The organism is Microvirga splendida (assembly GCF_016427565.1).
GTDB lineage: Bacteria > Pseudomonadota > Alphaproteobacteria > Rhizobiales > Beijerinckiaceae > Microvirga > Microvirga splendida.
Window position 1 is genome coordinate 19,646 of sequence record NZ_JAELXT010000031.1, and the last position, 17,047, is coordinate 36,692.

A 17,047-nucleotide genomic window follows, 5' to 3' on the forward strand; every position below is an offset into this window, starting at 1 on the left:
GTACTCACTTTGTTCCCCCTTACAAGTTCTTTTTTCGTTCTCATTCGGGAATTCACAGATCCCGCGCAGGTCACGATGCCACAGGGTTAAAGAATATTTAAATCAGCGACTTAACGGTCTATGACCTGCTTCACGGTTTCGACCAGCTGGCGCAGGCTGAAGGGCTTGGGCAGGAAGTTGAACTCCTCCCCTTCGGGCAGGTTCTTGCGGAAGGCTTCCTCGGCATAGCCGGAGACGAAGATCACCTTGAGGTCCGGGTAGAGCTTGCGCAATTCGCCGAGCAGGGTCGGGCCGTCCATTTCGGGCATGACGACGTCGGACACCACGAGATCGACGGGCGCGCCGCGCTGCTCGATGATCTCCATGGCCTCGACTCCGGAGGCCGCCTCCAGCACCGTATAGCCGCGGGCGGAGAGCGCGCGGGCGTTCACGGCGCGCACGGGATCCTCGTCCTCCACCAGCAGGATCGTCCCCTGCCCGGTCATGTCGGCGGCGGGCTTCCTGGCCGTCTCGGGCTTCACCTCCTCGGGCGTCTCCTGCACGGCCGGAATGTGCCGCGGAAGGTAGATGCGGAAGGTCGTGCCCTCGCCTGGTGTCGAATCCACGTCGATGTAGCCGCCGGACTGCTTGACGATCCCGAAGACGGTGGAGAGCCCCAGGCCGGTGCCCTTGCCCACCTCCTTGGTGGTGAAGAACGGCTCGAAGATCTTCTCGATGATCTCGGGCGTCATGCCGGAGCCCGTGTCGGACACTTCGACCATCACGTAGTCGGTTGCCGGCATGCCGCTCACATCGAGCCGCGCGGCCTCGGCCGCCGTGACGTTGGCTGTCCGGATCGCGAGCTTGCCGCCGCCCGGCATGGCATCGCGGGCATTCACCGCGAGGTTCACCACCACCTGCTCGAACTGGTTCACGTCCGCCTTCACGAACCACAGGTCGCGGCCGTGATTGAGGTCCAGCGCCACGCGCTCGCCGAGGAGGCGCTTGAGCAGCATGGAGAGATCGTAGAGCTGGTCGTTGAGGTTCAGCACCTCGGGCCTGAGCGTCTGGCGGCGTGAGAAGGCGAGCAGCTGGCGCACGAGGCCCGCGGCCCGGTTCGCGTTCTGCTTGATCTGCATGATGTCCTGGAAGGACGGATCGGTCGGGCGATGGTTGGCGAGCAGCAGGTCGCTGTAGCCGATGATGGCCTGCAGCACGTTGTTGAAGTCGTGCGCCACGCCGCCGGCGAGCTGGCCCACCGCGTTCATCTTCTGCGCCTGCGCCAGCTGCTCCTCCACTTTACGGAAATCGGTGGTGTCGAGGGCATAGAGGATCGCCGTCTCCCCATCCGCGCCGGTGTCGCCGACGGGCGTGACCCAAACGCGGACAGAGCCGCCGCCCTCGGCCGCCGTCTGCAGCTCGAGGGGTGCGATGTCTCCCTTGTTCTCAGCCGCCGCCTTGAGCGCGGCCTCGATGGCGTCGCGTTCCCGGAAGGCATCGGGAATCGAGGGCCCGTCCGCGCCGTTCTCGCCCGTGCGCGGCAGCGTGCCGAAGAGCCTGGAAAACGGCGCGTTGGCATGGACGATCCGACCGGCGCGATCGACGGTCGCGATGGCGATGGGCGTGTTGTTGAAGAAGCGCGCGAAGCGCACCTCCGCGGCGCGCTGCCCCTCGTCCACCTCGCCTCCTGCGGAACGGTTGAGAACGAGCGTGCGCGATGCGCCCATGCGGCTGTCCTGGCCGAAGGCGATGCGGTGATAGAGGCGCACCGGCAGGAACTGGCCGTTGCGCCGGCGCAGGTCGAGATCGAAGGTTTCGGTGCGCACGCTGCCCGGCTCGCCGGAGAACGACGTCATCATCGACGCCACGTCGCCCGGCACGATGTCGGCCAGCTTCAGGCCGCCGGAGCCGACCTGCGCGAGATCGTAATCGAGCCAGGATGCGAGCGTCGCGTTCAGATAGATGACCGCACCGCCGGGATCGACGGACAGGAAGCCCGCGGGCGCGTGATCGAGATAGTCGATGGCATGCTGGAGCTCCTGGAACACGTTCTCCTGGCGCTCGCGCTCATGGGTCACCTCGGAGATGGTCCAGAGGGCCGCCTGCCGCCCTTTGGGGCGCGGCACGGGCCGCACGCGCACGCGGTACCAGCCGAATTCCCGCGCGTTGTTGAGCGACGGAGACAGCCGGATCTCCTCCGTGCCCGTGCGATGCTCGCGCGCCGCCTGCGCCAGCCGGTAGATCGCCTCGGAGACTTCCGGCGTGCCGATGAACAGGCGCTCGACCGGCAGCACTTCGCCGCCCTGCAGCCCGGCGAACGCGAGGTACGCTTCATTGGCGTAAGCGATGCGCCCATCGTCCTCGACCACGACGAGCCCATCGCCCGAGGTGTCGGACATGAGCTTGGTGATATCGTTGCGGACCGTCTGGCCGGAGAACTGCACGACGCCGATCGCCATGGCGAAGAGAAAGAACACGCCCGCCATGGCGAAGAACGCCAGAAGCCCGAGGATCAGGGGCTGGGCCTGTTCGATGCCGAGATAGCGAAGGCCCAGCGTCGCGCCGACGAGAAGGCCGGCCAGGAGCAGCACCCATCCGATATGGCCGTGACGGTCGGAGCGGTCGATGGCCGAACCCTTTGGCGTGTCGCCTTCGTAAGCCATGGAATATCAACATCCTCAACGGAGGCGGATGTGCCTCACGGCACCGGCTGCAAATTTGCGGCCACCCGCTCGATCTGTCCCGATCATAGTACACGGTATTTCTTGATCGACCTCTAAGGCGACGCTACAGGCAGATGCAAGGGCCGGTCAGGGCAATGCAGACATCAGCCATGAGAGCCGCCACAGGAAATCCTTATTTTCCTTGATGTAGAGGCAATCGGCCCCATCTTGGACGGATCACGGAGAGCCTTTCCTCTCTCGTCAGCCCCATGCCGAAGCCGGGCTTCCGTTAACCATCTGTTAACCTTGCCGGTGGCTTTGGCGGTCAATGTGGTACAACCAACACAGAAGTGGCCTGCGAAGGTCAGCCAACGTTTGAGAGTTCATCGTGTCATCTCTTTTCGGTCTCGAAGCACCGCGGGCAGTTCAATTTGCAATCGCATTCGCGATCATTCTGATCCTGCTCGTGCTCTTAGGGCTCGTCTTGCGCAAGGTGTGGGGTGGCCGCCTGATCATGCCGGGCAGCGACCGCAGCGGCCGCAGCCGCCAACCGCGTCTCGGCATCGTGGATGTGTATGATCTCGACCGCCAGCGGCAGTTGCTTCTGCTCCGCCGCGACAACGTCGAGCACCTCCTCCTCATCGGCGGGCCCAACGATGTGGTGATCGAGACCAACATCGTCCGCGTGGCCGGCGCACGCGTTCCGGCTCCTCCGGTGGAGATGGGCGCGGAGCGCTTCGAGCCCTCGCTGGAGCAGGCGCCGCGCGCACCGCAGGTCGAGCCCAACGGCCGGCCTTCCATCGAGAGCCAACTCGCCGCCCAGCTCGGAGCCTTCGTGCGCCGCCCGTCGGAGGAATCCGACATGGACGAGGAGCTCGCCCCGGTGGCGACCGTCAGCGCGCCGGTTCCGGCCCATCCCGAGCCGGTCCTGAAGCCCGATGCCGTCGCGGTCTCCGCGTCCTCCAACGTCCAGGGTCTGCGCACCGAGGCGAGGCCTCCGTCGTTCCAGAACACGCCTCCTGCGCCGCCCGCACCTCCCGTCTCCCCGCCTTCTGCGGCGGAGCGCCCGGAGCCGCGCTCGCACTTCACTCCGCCGCCCTTCCAGTCGCGGGCGACGCCCGTGCCGCCGGCGCCCCCTGAGCCCGTCCGGCCGCCCGAGCCGGCGGCGAGCGAGCGGCCTGCCGCCGATGCCAACCTGCTGTCCGACATGGCAAAGCAGCTCGAAGAGGCCCTGAAGCGCCCGGCAAGCCCCGTTCCTCCCCCGCCGGAAGCAGCACCGGCGGCCCCGGCCGCCGTGGCCATGCCGTCGGTCTATGAAGACATCAGCGATGAGGAGGACGCCCCTCTCGAGCCGACGCCGGGCGAGGAGGAGCCCGCCGCGTCCTATGAAGAGCCTGCGGTCGAGGAAGAGGATCGGGTCGAGGAGACCGAAACCCCCGCCCCTGCCCCGTCCGCGCCGCCCGTCGAGCCGGTCCGGGCCGCTCCTCCCCCGCCGCCTGCGCCCGCGTCGGCTCCGCTTCCGCCTCAGGCGAAGGAGCAGACCGCGGCGCAGAAGGCCGCCGATCCGTTCTCCGTCGAGGACATCGAAGCGGAGTTCGCCCGCCTGCTCGGGCGCCCGCTGGACCCGAACAAGAAGGGTTGAGGGCAACGCCCCTCCCCTGAGGTCCAAAGAAAAAGGGCTCCGCCAGCGGAGCCCTTTTTCGTGTTCGAAGCAGGATGAAATCAGTCGTCCCGATAGACCCGCTCGTTGCGCTCGTGGCGCTCCTGGGCTTCGAGGGAGAGCGTCGCGATGGGGCGGGCCTCCAGGCGCTTGAGGGAGATGGGGTCGCCCGTCTCCTCGCAATAGCCGTAAGAGCCGTCCTCGATCCGCGCCAACGCGGCGTCGATCTTAGCGATCAGCTTGCGCTGACGATCCCTGGCGCGAAGCTCGATGGCGCGATCCGTTTCCGATGAGGCGCGATCCGCGAGGTCAGGATGATTCTCGTTCTCGCTCTGCAGCGTCGCGAGGGTTTCCTGGGCCTCCTTGAGGATGTCGTGCTTCCAGCGGATCAGCTTGCGCCTGAAATACTCCCTCTGCCGCTCATTCATGAAAGGCTCGTCTTCTGTCGGACGGTAGCCTTCATCAACTACGTTCTCTGTCATGTTCAGCCGTTCTTCCCCGATGAACCGTGGCGCCCCTATATAGGCAAGGAGGGACCGCGACAACGAGATTAAGCGTCATCGATTTGTCTAATGGGTCCCGGCACCCCTTAAGAGCCCTGGGCAGGCGTGAGGCGAACGATATGTCGCACCGTCAGGAGGCCGCCGCCTCGGCCCGGCTGACGAGCTCGCCGGCCACGTCGCCGATCTTGGGCATCTCCTCGCGGATGAAGGGAAGCGGCCGGCACACGGACAGAGCGGCCAGGCCGAACCGGGCGGTCATGAGCCCGTTCAGCACCCCCTCGCCGAGCTTGGCGGAAATGCGGGCCGCGAGCCCCAGTCCCAGCACCTGCTGCATCAGGCTGTCGCCGACCGCCACGCCTCCGGTGACCGCAAGGTGGTTGAAGGCCGCCTTGGCAAGCCGCAGGAAGCCGAAGAAGCCGGGCCTGCCGCCATAGATCCGCGCCAGCGTCCGCAGGAGCCGCACCGCCGAGAAGATCACGAAGGCCACATCGATAATGGCCCGGGGGCTCACCGCCGTAACAAGGGACACCTGCTTGGCCGCGCCCGCAATCGCACGCTTGGCCTGCACGTCCAGGGGCGCGAGCAACTCGCGCTCGGCGATGGCGAGGCGGTCATCCGCATCGATGATCTCGTCGGTGAGGCCCTTGAGACGAGCGCTTCCCCGCGCCGCCGCAGCCCTGCCGCCGTAGAGGGCGATGAGATCCTGCACGATGCCCTTCGCGGCCTTGTGGTCCTTGACGGCCAGCGCATCGATGGCCGCCTCGCGCAGGCTCTCGATTTTCTGCTCGCGCCAGATTCCCGCAACCTCCCGGCCGATGATCGCCAGGAAGGCCAGGACGGCCAGCACCGCGAGAGCCAGCGCCACCCAGCCCAGCCACGGCGCCACGCGGTAGAGATCGACGATCAGGTTTTCGACGGCGAGCCCGAGCCCCAGCAGAAGGAGCCCTGAGAGCGCGGACAGCAGAATGGCAACCCAGGGTGCCCGGCGCTTCGCGCCCATGGGCACCACGACGCCATCGGCGGCCTCGATGGCGTCGAAGGGCTCCTCCGTCACCTGCACGGCACCGTTGGTGATGTTCGGATCGTCGAGACGATAGGCGCGAGGTTGGCGGCTCATGCGAAGCGATCCCCCAGCAGGAATTCAAGGGCGCGGTCGAGACGGATATGAGGCATCTTGGCCATGCGGCCGGCCGCATCGACCGGCAGCTTTGGGGGCCGGAAACGCGGGAAGCGGAACGAGCCCGGCGGCACCGCGCCCTGAAACACGGCCTCGGCACTTTCCGGCAGCTCGCCCGGAAAGATCGCCGCCTCCGCCTCCCCGTCGAAGATCTCGTCGCCCACCCGCTCGCCGGCCTCCGGGACGCCGGCGACGGCCCGCAGGGTCTCGCGCCCCTCGCGGATGGTTGTCTCCCGGGTGGCGCGCACGGAGGCGAGCGCCACGGTCCCGACCCTCGCCCCGGCGGCCTCGGTCCGGCGCGAGGCCCGGTTCACGAGCAGGCGCAGGATGGCGTCGAGCCGGTCGTGATCCGTGTGATGGATGTGATCGGCCTTGGTGGCCGCGAACAGGACCCGGTCGGCCCGGGGCGAGAACAGGCGCGACAAAAGCGTGTTGCGCCCGATCCGGAAAGCCATGAGCACCTGGTCCAGCGCCTCCTCGAGCTCCGCGAGGGCGACCGGTCCCGCATCGATGGCGGCGAGCACGTCCACCAGCACAATCTGGCGGTCGATGCGTTGGAAATGGTCGCGGAAGAACGGCCGAACCACATGGGTCTTGTAGGCCTCGAAACGCCGCTCCATGAGGGCCGCGAAGCTCCCGGCCGCAATCGGCTGGCCTTCCGGCAGATCGAGAGGCGCGAAGGTGAGCGCCGGCGAGCCGGCGAGATCGCCCGGCATGAGAAACCGCCCCGGCGGGGTGGTGGCCACCGCCTCCGATCCGGCACGAAGCGCCGTGAGGTAATCCTTGAAAGCCTCGCTCGCCTTCGCGGCGAGCAGCTCGTCGGACGCGCCGGACGGATCGAGGGTTTTCAAGGTTTCATGCCAGTGGCCCGCCACCGGCGCGCGGTCGCGCTTGCGGCTTGCCTCGATAGTTTGGCGCGACCACTCGGCATAGCCGGCATCGAGCAGCGCCAGGTCGAGCAGCCATTCGCCCGGGTAATCCACGATATCGAGGGCGAGCGAGGCCGGTCCCGTGCGCCAGCCGGCCTTGCGCTCGTATTCGACATCCACCCGCAGTTCGCTGATCCGGTTGGTGGATTGCGGCCAGCGACGGCTCTCCGTGAGGGCCGCCATGTGCTCCTCATAGGGAAAGCGCGGCACCGCATCGTCCGGCTGATGCGCCAGATGCGCCCGCCGGATCCGCCCCTCGGCGGAGGCCCGGAAGGCCGGCAGGTTCGTGCCCCGCGTCAGATGATGGACGAGAGCCGTGGTGAAGACGGTCTTGCCGGAACGGGCGAGCCCGGTGACGCCGATGCGGAGGGAGGGCTGGACCAGCTGGCCGGAAGCCTCCCAGAGCGATTGCGCAGCAGACCCGGCGCGGGAGGCGAGATCAGTCAGAATAGGCACTGGAACCCGGACGTTGTGAGCGTTCGAGTTCAGATGGGGTCGAATGGGCCAATTGCCAAGCCAGGCCCGAATAGGCCAAGCCCAGGCTTGCGAGGGCTGTCGGTCACCCGGCCACGAGCCAGGCACCCGCCGAATGAACCCGACAGGCGCACTGCCTCGAGAGGGCCTGTCAGATCACGAAGAAGTCGTTGGCGGTGACAGCGGTCTTTTTCTTGAATTCGGCGATTTCGATGGCCCGGCCGGACCCTGAACCGTCGGCATCGTAGGAGAGCACGCCCTTGGCCTTGTTGTAGATCAGGTAGTCGTTCTTGTCCTTGGCCTCGTCGCCAATTTTGAAGAAGGCCTTCTTCAGCTTGGCCGGAGCAGCCTCCGAGCCCGCTTTGCCGAGCTTCTTGAAGATCTTGTTGTCCAGCCAGATCGCGTCGTCTTTCGCCTTGAAGTCGGAGATTTTGTCGAGGTTCTTTTTCTTGTTCGGCTTGGTGTCGAACACGAAGAGGTCCCTGCCCGCGCCTCCGAAGAGCGTGTCCTTGCCGGCGCCGCCATCGATCGTGTCGTCGCCGTCCATCCCACGGAGCACATTGTTTGTGGCCGTACCTGTGATGGTGTTGGACAGCTCGTTCCCCGTTCCGCGAACGGCGGTGCCCGTCAAGGTCAGGTTGGTGCCGCCATTCGTCAGGGCGGCATCCCGATCCGCCAGGATCGTCACGCTGTCGTCACCGGACAGCATCATGCCGCCGAGGGCGCCGTATTGTGCCAGGGAGAGGGTGTAGCTGTTGCCAGTGCGGGCATCGAACATATCCACGCCCTTGGCTGCGAGCGCGGAAATCTGCGCGGCCGAGAGCCCCGCCAGGCTGGCGCCGGTCCCGGACAGGGTGACGGTGTCCGCTTCCGAGAGCTGCAGGGAACCCAGCGCCGCATATTGCTCCATGGACAGGGTGAGCCTGCCGTCGGAGGCATCGAGCACGTCGATGCCCCTGGCGGCGAGCGAGGAGATCTGCCCGGCCGAGAGGCCTGCCAAGGTCGCGCCGGTGCCGGACAGGGCAACTGTGTCCGAGGCAGTGAGCTTGAGTGAGCCGAGAGCCGCGTACTGCTCCATCGACAGGGTCAGCCGGTTGTCGGATGCATCGAGCTCGTCGATGCCCTTGGCAGCCATGATGGCGAGCCCCCCGGCGGTCAGTGCCGACAGGGCATCGCCGGCGCCGGACAGGGTGACGGTGTCCGCTTCCGAGAGCTGCAGGGAGCCGAGCGCCGCATATTGTTCCATCGACAGGGTGAACCTGTCGTCGGCGGCATCCAGGCGATCGATGCCCCGAGCGGACAGGGCATCCAACTGCGTGGCCGTAAACGCACCGAAAGCCGCGCCCGCGTCCTTCAGCACCAGGAAATCGACACCACTGAGCTTGTAGGACTGGATCTGAGTGTCCTCGAGGCCGTCCAGTTCAGCCTTTGTGACCGACAATGTCAGTGCATCGGAATGGGTGAACGGCAGCATCCCCACCGTTCGGAATTGCTCCAGGGACAGATCGAGGACATCGTCGGACGCATCGATCGCATCGACGCCCTTGACGATGAATTCCTCCATCGCTGCGTCGCTCAAGGACGCCAGGACCTGGCCGGTCTCGACCAGAGTCACAGTGCCGATTCCACCTGCCTTGATGGCGGCGATATCCTCCGCTGTGAGGTCCTCCAGCTCGGCAAGGCTGACCTCCAGGGTGACCGTGCCCTGCCCTTGCAGGGCGATCTCCTTGATGGCGCTGTACTTGTCCCATGTCAGGACAAGCTTGCCGCCGGTCACCTCGATCACGTTGATGCGGTTTGCGACGAGTTTGGCCAGGTCGTCCGCCGAGAGATCGGCAAAGTTCTCGCCTTCGTCCCTGACCGTGACCGTGACCGTGCCCGTGCCCTGGTCTCCGGTGAGAACGATACCGGTGTCGGCGATTGCTTTAGCCTGGGATGCGTCGAGGCTTTGCTCGACTATGTTCTCCCCATTCGCCATCAGAAAGATCGCATCGAAGCCCTTCGCGGACAGCTCCCTGATTTCCTCGGCCGAAAACCCGATATCAACCCTTGTGCTGTTGATGGTCACGGCGTCTTCGGGAGAGAAGCTCATCTCCGAACTGGCGATGGCGCGGGCAGCTTCATGGCTCAAGCGGATGGAGTCATCGGTTGCGTTGATGATGTCGATGCCATTCGCCTTGATGGCATTGATGAAGTTGTCGGACATGCGACCAAGCTCTGCGCCCGTATCCTCCATCGTGACCCTGTCGCCGGCGCTGCAGGTCACGTCTCTCAAGCACGAAACCTGATCGGGTGTTAATGTCAGGACGTCGGATGTGGAATTGATCGAGACGACGTTGTTGTCCTGCAGCCCTAGGAAATCATCAACGCTCATGCTGGCGATCACCTCTGGGCCATCAAGAATTACGATCTTGTCTCCGAGAGGCAGCTCCCTCTGATCCGCGAGGTACTCGAAGTATTCGGCTACTGAAAATTCTCTTAGAGCCATGATGGTCGGGTCCTGACACTGACGAATGGGAGCCCTGCCGTTTCGGCAGAAGTGCTCGCAACCATGTATATGTTACATTACATTGTTTCGTAAGCGCAATATCCTGGTGCATAGGGATTTCGGTTTAGCTTAATGCCGCCTCTGCAGATTGGCGGGCTCTCGCCGGGGTCGGGATAAGGCTGCAGCAGCCGCGCATTCACAAGACCGAGGACGAGCCGACCGACGTCTCATTCCCTTCCGGCAGCCGCAGCCCTGCACGCCGTGACGAACAGGGCGCCCGCCGGATGGCCCGGCAGGCGTTTGCGAACTTCAACAGCCTCAGATGACGAAGAAGTCGTGGTAGGCGAGCTTTTCCTTGTTGGAAAGCGTGGCGATCTTCACCTGGGCCTTGGAGCCGGTGCCGTCCTGATCGTAATAGAGGCTACCCGTCTTCTTGTCGTAGACGATGCGGTCCTCGCGATCCTGCGCCTTCTTGCCCTCGGTGAACATGTCCTTCTTCAATTTCTTGCCATTGGACGTGCCGGAGCCCAGCTTGGTGAAGTACTTGTTGTCGAGATGGAAGCTGTCGTCTCGGCTCTTGAAGTCCAGCACCTTGTCCACGTTGCGGGACTTGTGCGGCCGGGTGTCGAACACGAACGTGTCCTTGCCAGATCCGCCACTCAGCTGATCCTTGCCAAGCCCGCCATAGAGGAAATCGTTACCCTCCAGTCCGGCGAGGATGTTGTTCTTCGCATTGCCGCTGAGGGTGTTGGCAAGGCTGTTGCCGGTGCCGCGAATGGCGTTGCCGGTCAGGGTCAGATCGGTGCTGCCATTCGACAGGACGACATCGCTTTCAGCGAGGACCGTCGTGCGGTCGCCCGCAGCCAGCTTGATGGAGCCGAGGGCATTGTACTGGGCTGACGACAGCGTGTAGCTGTCGTCGCTTGCATCGAGTTCATCGATGCCGGCAAGAGACAAGGCCGCGATCTGCGCAACCGAAAGGCTGCTCAGCTTCGCACCGGAATCCCGCACACTGATGGCATCGGATGACGTCAGCTTCGTTGACCCAAGTGCATTGAACTGATCCAGCGACAGGGCAAGACGGCCGTCGGTGGCATCGATAAGGCTGACGCCCTTGGATGACAGAGCCGCGATTTCGGCGGCCGTGAGAGCAGCCACGGCGTGCCCATGATCCACCAGGATCAGGTTGTCGACGCCCTTTGCCTTCGCCTCGGCCGCTTGCGTATTGGTCAACGCCCGCGCCTCAGCGGCAGACAGCGACACCGTGACTGCATCCGAGGCGGCAAAGGTCATCCCAGCCGCGGCCTTGTACTGCGCGTAGGTGAGCGACAGGGCATCGTCGCTCGCATCGAGAACGTCCGCGCCTTTGCTTTTCAAAGCTTCGATCTGCTGGACGCTCAAGGAGGACAGAGCACTCCCTGTTTCCTTGACGGAGAGAATATCGACGCCCCGTTGGGCCATTTTCGCGAGTTCTGTCGCACCCAGACCCGTCAGATCGGCAGCGCTCAATTCCACGGTGAACTCGTCAAAGGGATCGAACACGACCGACCGAGGCCATTCAGGCGGGTACGAGCCGGTATAGTCTGCTTTGAGAACATTGTACTGGTCGAATGATAGGGTCAGCACATTATCGATTGCATCGATAACAAAGGGGTCCCTGGATGCGAGATCGGCAAGCTCAGCGACCGACAGACGGGCAATGTCCACTCCATCGTCCGCAAGAACAATGATGCCAGGTTTCTCGATTGAGATGCCTGATGCCACCAGCGCCTTAGCCTGAGCGGCACCGAGCCTTACCGGGACCCATCCGGTTGATGTAGTTACGCTAATAAATCCAATCCACTCGACGCCCATGTTCTGAAGGGCCATGATTTCAGGGGCTGAGAAGAAAGTGGCGTTAAGAGTGCCGAGAGGTACATCTTCGATAAAGAGACTTGTCGGCTCAGAGAATACGATATCGGTTGCTAGGAGCTCCCTTGCCACTTCAAGAGTGAGCATGAAACTAACCCAACTAGGGTCGATGACGCTGACGCCTTTCTCACTCAGAGCCTGGGCGCCCCCAGCCTCCAGATAAGAAGAAATGAGATTCCTTGCATCCTTCAGGGTCACCTTATCATCGGCGCCGAAGCCAACGGTTCCAAGTGCTTGGAACTGTGCAAGATTCAGGGTCAGGACATTGTCAGTCGCGTTGAGCAGGGTGACGTGGTTGCCGGCCAGCAGCTGGATATCGTTTTCGTGAAGCGTCTGGAGGGCGCCCGAGCTGTCGACGATCTCGATGGTGTCTCCCGCGGGGAGCGGTATCCCTGAAACGATATGCGCGCGATATTGAGCAACCGTAAATACTTGAACAGCCATTGAAATTCCCCTGCCACAGAATGAGAGCACCGCTTTCAGACCACCTGCATGATGCAAGGGGATTCAAAGCAACACCGTTTTATTACACAGAGCTTCGGGGCTGTATATTCCTAAAGGTGACGTGAAGCGGCAGGGAAACGTAGATCGCAGCAATGCCGAGAGCCGCATCGGTTGACACCATGAGGCGCGCGAACCGCCTGAGCGCACAGGGGATGTGAAATCGGCACACGGCACGCCTGCCCCTGGCAGGTCCGCTCAACCTTTTGTCAGGCAAGCCCGGCCTTGTCATCGCTCGATGTTCTGTGGTCCGCTCTGCGACGCTTCGGCCTTCTGCGCGGATGCCTTCGCGGTCTCCTGAACCTTCGCGACCGCCCGCTCGATCGCACCCTCCACGAGATCGGGGCTCGCGCGCAGGGCACCGAGTTCGAAGGCCGACATGGCAAGCATCACGTGCGCGAGGTTGGGCAGAGGGGTTCCGTCCTCCGAGAACAGCCTCAGGTCATCGCTCGGGCCAAGGCCCAGGCCCTCCACCATCCGGCCAGCATAGTTGCGGTGGCGCTGCTCTTCCGAGGGGCAGGCCATCGCGACCTGAACCTTCGCGGCAGGCTTGGACGCAATGGCTGGCTTCTGCGCAGGCTTGCGGCGAGTGGCGACGAGCGGCTTGGCGGGCTTCGGCTTCTCACCCATGCCGGCCGCGATGCTCGGCACCCGATATTGCGGCGTCTTCGGCGCCATCGGGATCACCATGGAGACCCGGCCGGGCTTGCCGCTGGGGCCGGCTTTCGCGGTGTAGCGCACCGCCCCACCCTTCTTTCTGCGCGAGGCGAGGTATTGAGCCCGCACCGTGCCGCCGATGCCTCGCACGGCCAGCATCGCCATGCCGCCGATGCCGGTGGCGACGTTGCACTCGGCCGGCGCCCAGCGGCGCACGATGTCGAGGGCGGACTTGCGGTTGAACTCGAGATAATAGCGCCGCAGCAGGGTGGCGGCGGCATCGGCGCTGTGATCGGCCGAGGCGAAGCCCACATGGCCTTCGCTATCGGTGGCCAGCTCTCCGTTCCAGCGGGCGCTCTTGATGCACCAGTAATTGTTGAGCTTCACGCAGCGGGTGACGAACGGGCGCTCGGCCCGGAACAGGGCCGCCACCGCCACCACAGGCTTCGGCTCCAGGGAATCCATGGCCTCGGAGCGCCAGTTGGTGACCTCGCGGCTCTCGGGCTCGTAGCGTGCCGCGAGGACCTGCGGCTCCGCCTGCGCAGCATCGCCGCCGGGAGGCTGCGCGTCGCCCGGCATGAGCCCACGAACCGCCAGGGCGAGCGCGTAGAACGTCTGAAGCACCATGATGAGGATCAGCCCCCGCTTCGGCCGAGAACAATCGGGAAGGTTTCAGGCCAAACGATGGTGGGAGCCCATAGGTTCACCTTAAACCTTTGCCTTGACCGGCGCGGCCGCACATCCCACGAATGCTCTGCCCCAACCGTGCAGCAGGGATCCATGACGCCCGACATCCAGATCCGCGCTCTCGATGCGTCCGACGCCCAGGCCTTCCGCACGTTGAGGCTTGAAGCGCTCGCCGGCTCGCCGGAGGCGTTCGGCGCCAGCTACGAGGAGGATGAGGCGCTCCCGCTCGAAACCATCCGGACGCGCCTGTCGTCCCACCCCAATGCCGTGTTCGGGGCATTCGCAGGCGATACGCTCGTCGGCATGGCGGGCTTTGCCGTCTACGACCGGGTGAAGGCCCGCCACAAGGGCGTGCTCTGGGGCGTCTACGTGAAGCCGGAATGGCGCGGGCACCATGTGGGCAAGAGGCTCGTTCAGCGCGTGATCGACCACGCCGCCCGACATGTGATTATGGTTGAGGCGGCCGTGGGGCTCACGAATGACGGCGCCCGGCGCACCTATCACGCCCTCGGGTTCCAGCCATACGGCATCCAGCGCAAGGCCCTCCGCGTCGGCGACACGTTCTACGACGAGGAGCTGCTCTTTCTCGACCTGCCGCAGCCGGCAGAGGACTAATCGTCGTCGTCGCTGCCCAGCGTTTTCGGCGTCACGAAACGCTCGAGACGGCCGGACTTCTGAGCGACGTCGCCCCAGCTCTCAAGCTCGAAGTCGATCACGGCGAGACCGGCGGTCGGGTATTTCTGGCCGAGCCGCAGGATGCTGTCCATGTCGCCCTCGCCGATGAGGTGCTTGGCCAGTTCCTCGAACCCGGGATTGTGACCGATGAGCAGGAGGGTGCCGGTCCCGGGCTCCACCTCGCGCATCACCTCCAGCAGGCGCCCCACGGGCGCCTCGTAGATCCTCCCGTCGGGCCGCATCTCGATCTCGCCCAGGATCGGCTGAACCCGCTCCCAGGTCTCCTGCGTGCGCCGGGCCGAGGAGACGATGGCGAGGTCGGGCTCGAGCCGCTCCTTTTTCAGGTAGCTTCCCATGACGAGCGCGGCGTCCTGGCCGCGCTTGGCGAGGGGGCGATCCAGGTCGAGGGTCCCCGGGGGCCAGGCGGCCTTGGCGTGGCGGAGGAGCAGAAGGCGGAGCATCAGCGTCCTTCCCGTCTGGCGATGAAGGCGAGCTTCTCGAACAGGCTCACATCCTGCTCGTTCTTGAGCAGCGCCCCGTGCAGCGGCGGGATGAGCTTGCGGGTGTCGCGTTCGCGCAGCTGTTCCGCGCCGATATCCTCCGCGAGAAGGAGCTTGAGCCAGTCGAGCAGTTCCGACGTGGAGGGCTTCTTCCGCAGGCCCGGAACTTCGCGCACGTCGAAGAAGATCTTCAAGGCCTCCTCGACCAGCCGGTGCTTGATGCCGGGGTAATGCACCTCGACGATCCGGGACATGGTCTCGGCATCCGGGAACTTGATGTAGTGGAAGAAGCAGCGGCGCAGGAAGGCGTCCGGCAGCTCCTTCTCGTTGTTGGACGTGATGATGAGGATGGGGCGCTGGGCGGCCTTGATTGTCTCGCCGGTCTCGTAGACGAAGAACTCCATGCGGTCGAGCTCGAGCAGCAGGTCGTTCGGAAACTCGATGTCGGCCTTGTCGATCTCGTCGATCAGCAGCACCGGGCGCCGGTCCGAGGCAAAGGCCTCCCACAGCTTGCCGCGCTTGATGTAGTTGCGGATGTCCGAGACGCGCGGGTCGCCGAGTTGGCTGTCGCGCAGGCGGGAGACGGCGTCATACTCGTAGAGGCCCTGCTGGGCCTTGGTGGTGGACTTGATGTGCCAGGTGATCAACGGGGCGTTCAAGCTCCGGGCGATCTCCTCCGCCAGCACCGACTTGCCCGTGCCGGGCTCGCCCTTGACCAGGAGCGGGCGCTCCAGGGTGATCGCGGCGTTGACCGCGACCGTCAGGTCCTCGGTGGCCACATAGGATTCCGTTCCGGCAAAACGCGCCATTTCACACTTCCTCGCTCTAATCAGACCCTAAGTCCTGCCCCGGCCTTTCGGCAATCGTCTTCATAGGCTAAGCCCATGACAAACAAATGGGAGACATGACCTATGGCTGCAAACCGCTATCACAAGGACCGTATCGGCAATCATAAGCTGAAGCCCGAGACCCTGATGCTGGGCTACGGCTACGATCCGACCCTGTCGGAAGGCGCGGTGAAGCCCCCGGTCTTCCTGACCTCCACCTTCGTGTTCAACAGCGCCGAGCACGGCAAGGAGTTCTTCGATTACGTGGCGGGCCGGCGCGAGCCGCCTCAAGGAGAGACCGCCGGACTGGTCTATTCCCGTTTCAACCACCCGAATTCCGAGATCGTCGAGGACAGGCTCGCCATCTTCGAGGAGGCGGAAGCCGGCCTCCTCTTCTCCTCCGGTATGTCGGCCATCGCCACCACGATCCTGGCCTTCGCCCGTTCCGGCGACGTGATTCTCCACTCGCAGCCGCTTTACGGCGGCACCGAGACCCTGATCGCCAAGACGCTCGCCAACATGGGCATCGGGGCCGTCGGCTTCGGCGACGGCGTCGATGAGGCGGGCATCCGGGCCGCCGCCAAGGAGGCGATGGCCAAGGGCCGCGTCTCGGTGATCAAGATCGAGACCCCGTCCAACCCCATGAACACCCTCGTGGATATCGCCCTCATCCGCACCGTGGCGGAGGAGATCGCCGCCGCCCAGGGCCACCGCCCGGTGATCGTCTGCGACAACACCCTGCTCGGCCCGGTCTTCCAGAAGCCATTGAAGAACGGCGCGGATATCTCGGTCTACTCGCTCACGAAATATGTCGGCGGCCATTCGGACCTGATCGCCGGTGCGGCGCTCGGCTCCAAGGAGCTGATGAAGACGGTGCGCCTGCTGCGCTCCTCCATCGGCACCCAGCTCGATCCGCATTCCTGCTGGATGCTCGGCCGCTCGCTCGAGACCCTGGCGCTGCGCATGAACGCGGCGAACCGCAACGGGGAGATCGTGGCGCAGTTCCTGCACGAGCACCCGAGCGTGGCCAAGGTCCACCACCTCGCCTACCTGCCCGAGGGCTCCCGCGCCCGTGAGGTCTACGAGGAGCAGTGCGACGCCCCCGGCTCCACCTTCTCCTTCGACGTGAAGGGCGGCGAGGCCGAGGCCTTCCGGGTGCTCAACGCGCTCCAGGTGTTCAAGCTGGCGGTCAGCCTGGGCGGCACCGAGTCGCTCATCTCGCATCCGGCCTCCACCACCCATTCCGGCGTGCCGAAGGCAACCCGCGACCGCCTCGGAGTCTCGGACGCCACGATCCGCGTGTCCATCGGCATCGAGCATCCGGACGATCTGGTGGCCGACCTGGCGCAGGCGCTGTCGACGCTGGGGTGAGGAGAACCCTTCACCGGCCCTCCGCCCTGTAAAATGGGCGGAACC

At 64.7% G+C, this 17,047-nt stretch carries 12 protein-coding genes; 3 read left to right on the forward strand and 9 right to left on the reverse strand.

The window, feature by feature from the left end:
- Window positions 1-110: 110 nt before the first annotated feature.
- Window positions 111-2,642, reverse strand: coding sequence for a cell cycle histidine kinase CckA (gene cckA, locus JAO75_RS20480; protein ID WP_199050999.1), 2,532 nt, complete (start codon window positions 2,640-2,642; stop codon window positions 111-113).
- Window positions 2,643-3,030: 388 nt separating this feature from the next.
- On the opposite strand from cckA, the gene JAO75_RS25245 reads away from it, so the two are divergent.
- Window positions 3,031-4,284 carry a hypothetical protein gene (locus JAO75_RS25245; protein ID WP_199051000.1) on the forward strand — a complete coding sequence of 418 codons (1,254 nt, stop codon included), beginning with the start codon at window positions 3,031-3,033 and terminating at the stop codon, window positions 4,282-4,284.
- An 80-nt stretch (window positions 4,285-4,364) separates the two neighbouring features.
- On the opposite strand, the gene dksA is transcribed toward JAO75_RS25245, so the two are convergent.
- The 6 genes from dksA to JAO75_RS20515 form a co-directional block, all read right to left on the reverse strand.
- Window positions 4,365-4,784 (reverse strand): RNA polymerase-binding protein DksA, encoded by a 420-nt coding sequence (gene dksA / locus JAO75_RS20490; protein WP_199051001.1) that lies wholly within the window; start codon window positions 4,782-4,784, stop codon window positions 4,365-4,367.
- Between the two features lie 151 nt (window positions 4,785-4,935).
- Window positions 4,936-5,922: a YcjF family protein gene (locus tag JAO75_RS20495; RefSeq protein WP_199051002.1), complete on the reverse strand. Its 987-nt coding sequence runs from the start codon at window positions 5,920-5,922 to the stop codon at window positions 4,936-4,938.
- The gene (locus tag JAO75_RS20500) at window positions 5,919-7,367 is read right to left on the reverse strand and encodes a YcjX family protein (RefSeq protein ID WP_199051003.1); all 1,449 of its coding nucleotides are present in this window, start codon (window positions 7,365-7,367) and stop codon (window positions 5,919-5,921) included. Before JAO75_RS20500 ends, JAO75_RS20495 begins: the two co-directional genes overlap by 4 nt.
- Window positions 7,368-7,536: 169 nt before the next feature.
- Entirely contained in the window at window positions 7,537-9,759 is a 2,223-nt protein-coding gene (locus JAO75_RS20505; RefSeq protein ID WP_199051004.1) for a calcium-binding protein, read from the reverse strand.
- 432 nt (window positions 9,760-10,191) lie between these two features.
- Entirely contained in the window at window positions 10,192-12,228 is a 2,037-nt protein-coding gene (locus JAO75_RS25250) for a calcium-binding protein (RefSeq protein WP_281433538.1), read from the reverse strand.
- Between the two features lie 285 nt (window positions 12,229-12,513).
- Window positions 12,514-13,569 (reverse strand): hypothetical protein, encoded by a 1,056-nt coding sequence (locus JAO75_RS20515; RefSeq protein WP_199051005.1) that lies wholly within the window; start codon window positions 13,567-13,569, stop codon window positions 12,514-12,516.
- 153 nt (window positions 13,570-13,722) lie between these two features.
- Here JAO75_RS20515 and JAO75_RS20520 point away from each other — a divergent pair, with 153 nt between their 5' ends.
- A complete protein-coding gene (locus JAO75_RS20520) occupies window positions 13,723-14,244 on the forward strand; it encodes a GNAT family N-acetyltransferase (protein ID WP_199051006.1) in 522 nt (173 codons plus the stop codon).
- Here JAO75_RS20520 and JAO75_RS20525 read toward each other — a convergent pair.
- Both JAO75_RS20525 and JAO75_RS20530 read right to left on the reverse strand, forming a co-directional pair.
- The gene (locus JAO75_RS20525) at window positions 14,241-14,765 is read right to left on the reverse strand and encodes a SixA phosphatase family protein (RefSeq protein ID WP_199051007.1); all 525 of its coding nucleotides are present in this window, start codon (window positions 14,763-14,765) and stop codon (window positions 14,241-14,243) included. The genes JAO75_RS20520 and JAO75_RS20525 overlap by 4 nt on opposite strands.
- Complete coding sequence (locus JAO75_RS20530) at window positions 14,765-15,613, reverse strand: AAA family ATPase (protein WP_199051008.1); 849 nt, start codon at window positions 15,611-15,613, stop codon at window positions 14,765-14,767. Before JAO75_RS20530 ends, JAO75_RS20525 begins: the two co-directional genes overlap by 1 nt.
- A gap of 102 nt (window positions 15,614-15,715) precedes the next feature.
- Between JAO75_RS20530 and JAO75_RS20535 the strand changes: the two genes are divergently transcribed.
- Window positions 15,716-17,002 carry a cystathionine gamma-synthase family protein gene (locus JAO75_RS20535; RefSeq protein WP_199051009.1) on the forward strand — a complete coding sequence of 429 codons (1,287 nt, stop codon included), beginning with the start codon at window positions 15,716-15,718 and terminating at the stop codon, window positions 17,000-17,002.
- Window positions 17,003-17,047 lie beyond the last annotated feature (45 nt).

Coding starts and splice junctions, on each gene's coding strand:
- dksA (WP_199051001.1), bottom strand. CDS start 4,784: ATGACAGAGAACGTAGTTGATGAAGGCTACCGTCCGACAGAAGACGAG.
- JAO75_RS25250 (WP_281433538.1), bottom strand. CDS start 12,228: ATGGCTGTTCAAGTATTTACGGTTGCTCAATATCGCGCGCATATCGTT.
- JAO75_RS20520 (WP_199051006.1), top strand. CDS start 13,723: ATGACGCCCGACATCCAGATCCGCGCTCTCGATGCGTCCGACGCCCAG.
- JAO75_RS20515 (WP_199051005.1), bottom strand. CDS start 13,569: ATGGTGCTTCAGACGTTCTACGCGCTCGCCCTGGCGGTTCGTGGGCTC.
- JAO75_RS20525 (WP_199051007.1), bottom strand. CDS start 14,765: ATGCTCCGCCTTCTGCTCCTCCGCCACGCCAAGGCCGCCTGGCCCCCG.
- cckA (WP_199050999.1), bottom strand. CDS start 2,642: ATGGCTTACGAAGGCGACACGCCAAAGGGTTCGGCCATCGACCGCTCC.
- JAO75_RS20495 (WP_199051002.1), bottom strand. CDS start 5,922: ATGAGCCGCCAACCTCGCGCCTATCGTCTCGACGATCCGAACATCACC.
- JAO75_RS20530 (WP_199051008.1), bottom strand. CDS start 15,613: ATGGCGCGTTTTGCCGGAACGGAATCCTATGTGGCCACCGAGGACCTG.
- JAO75_RS20505 (WP_199051004.1), bottom strand. CDS start 9,759: ATGAGCGTTGATGATTTCCTAGGGCTGCAGGACAACAACGTCGTCTCG.
- JAO75_RS20535 (WP_199051009.1), top strand. CDS start 15,716: ATGGCTGCAAACCGCTATCACAAGGACCGTATCGGCAATCATAAGCTG.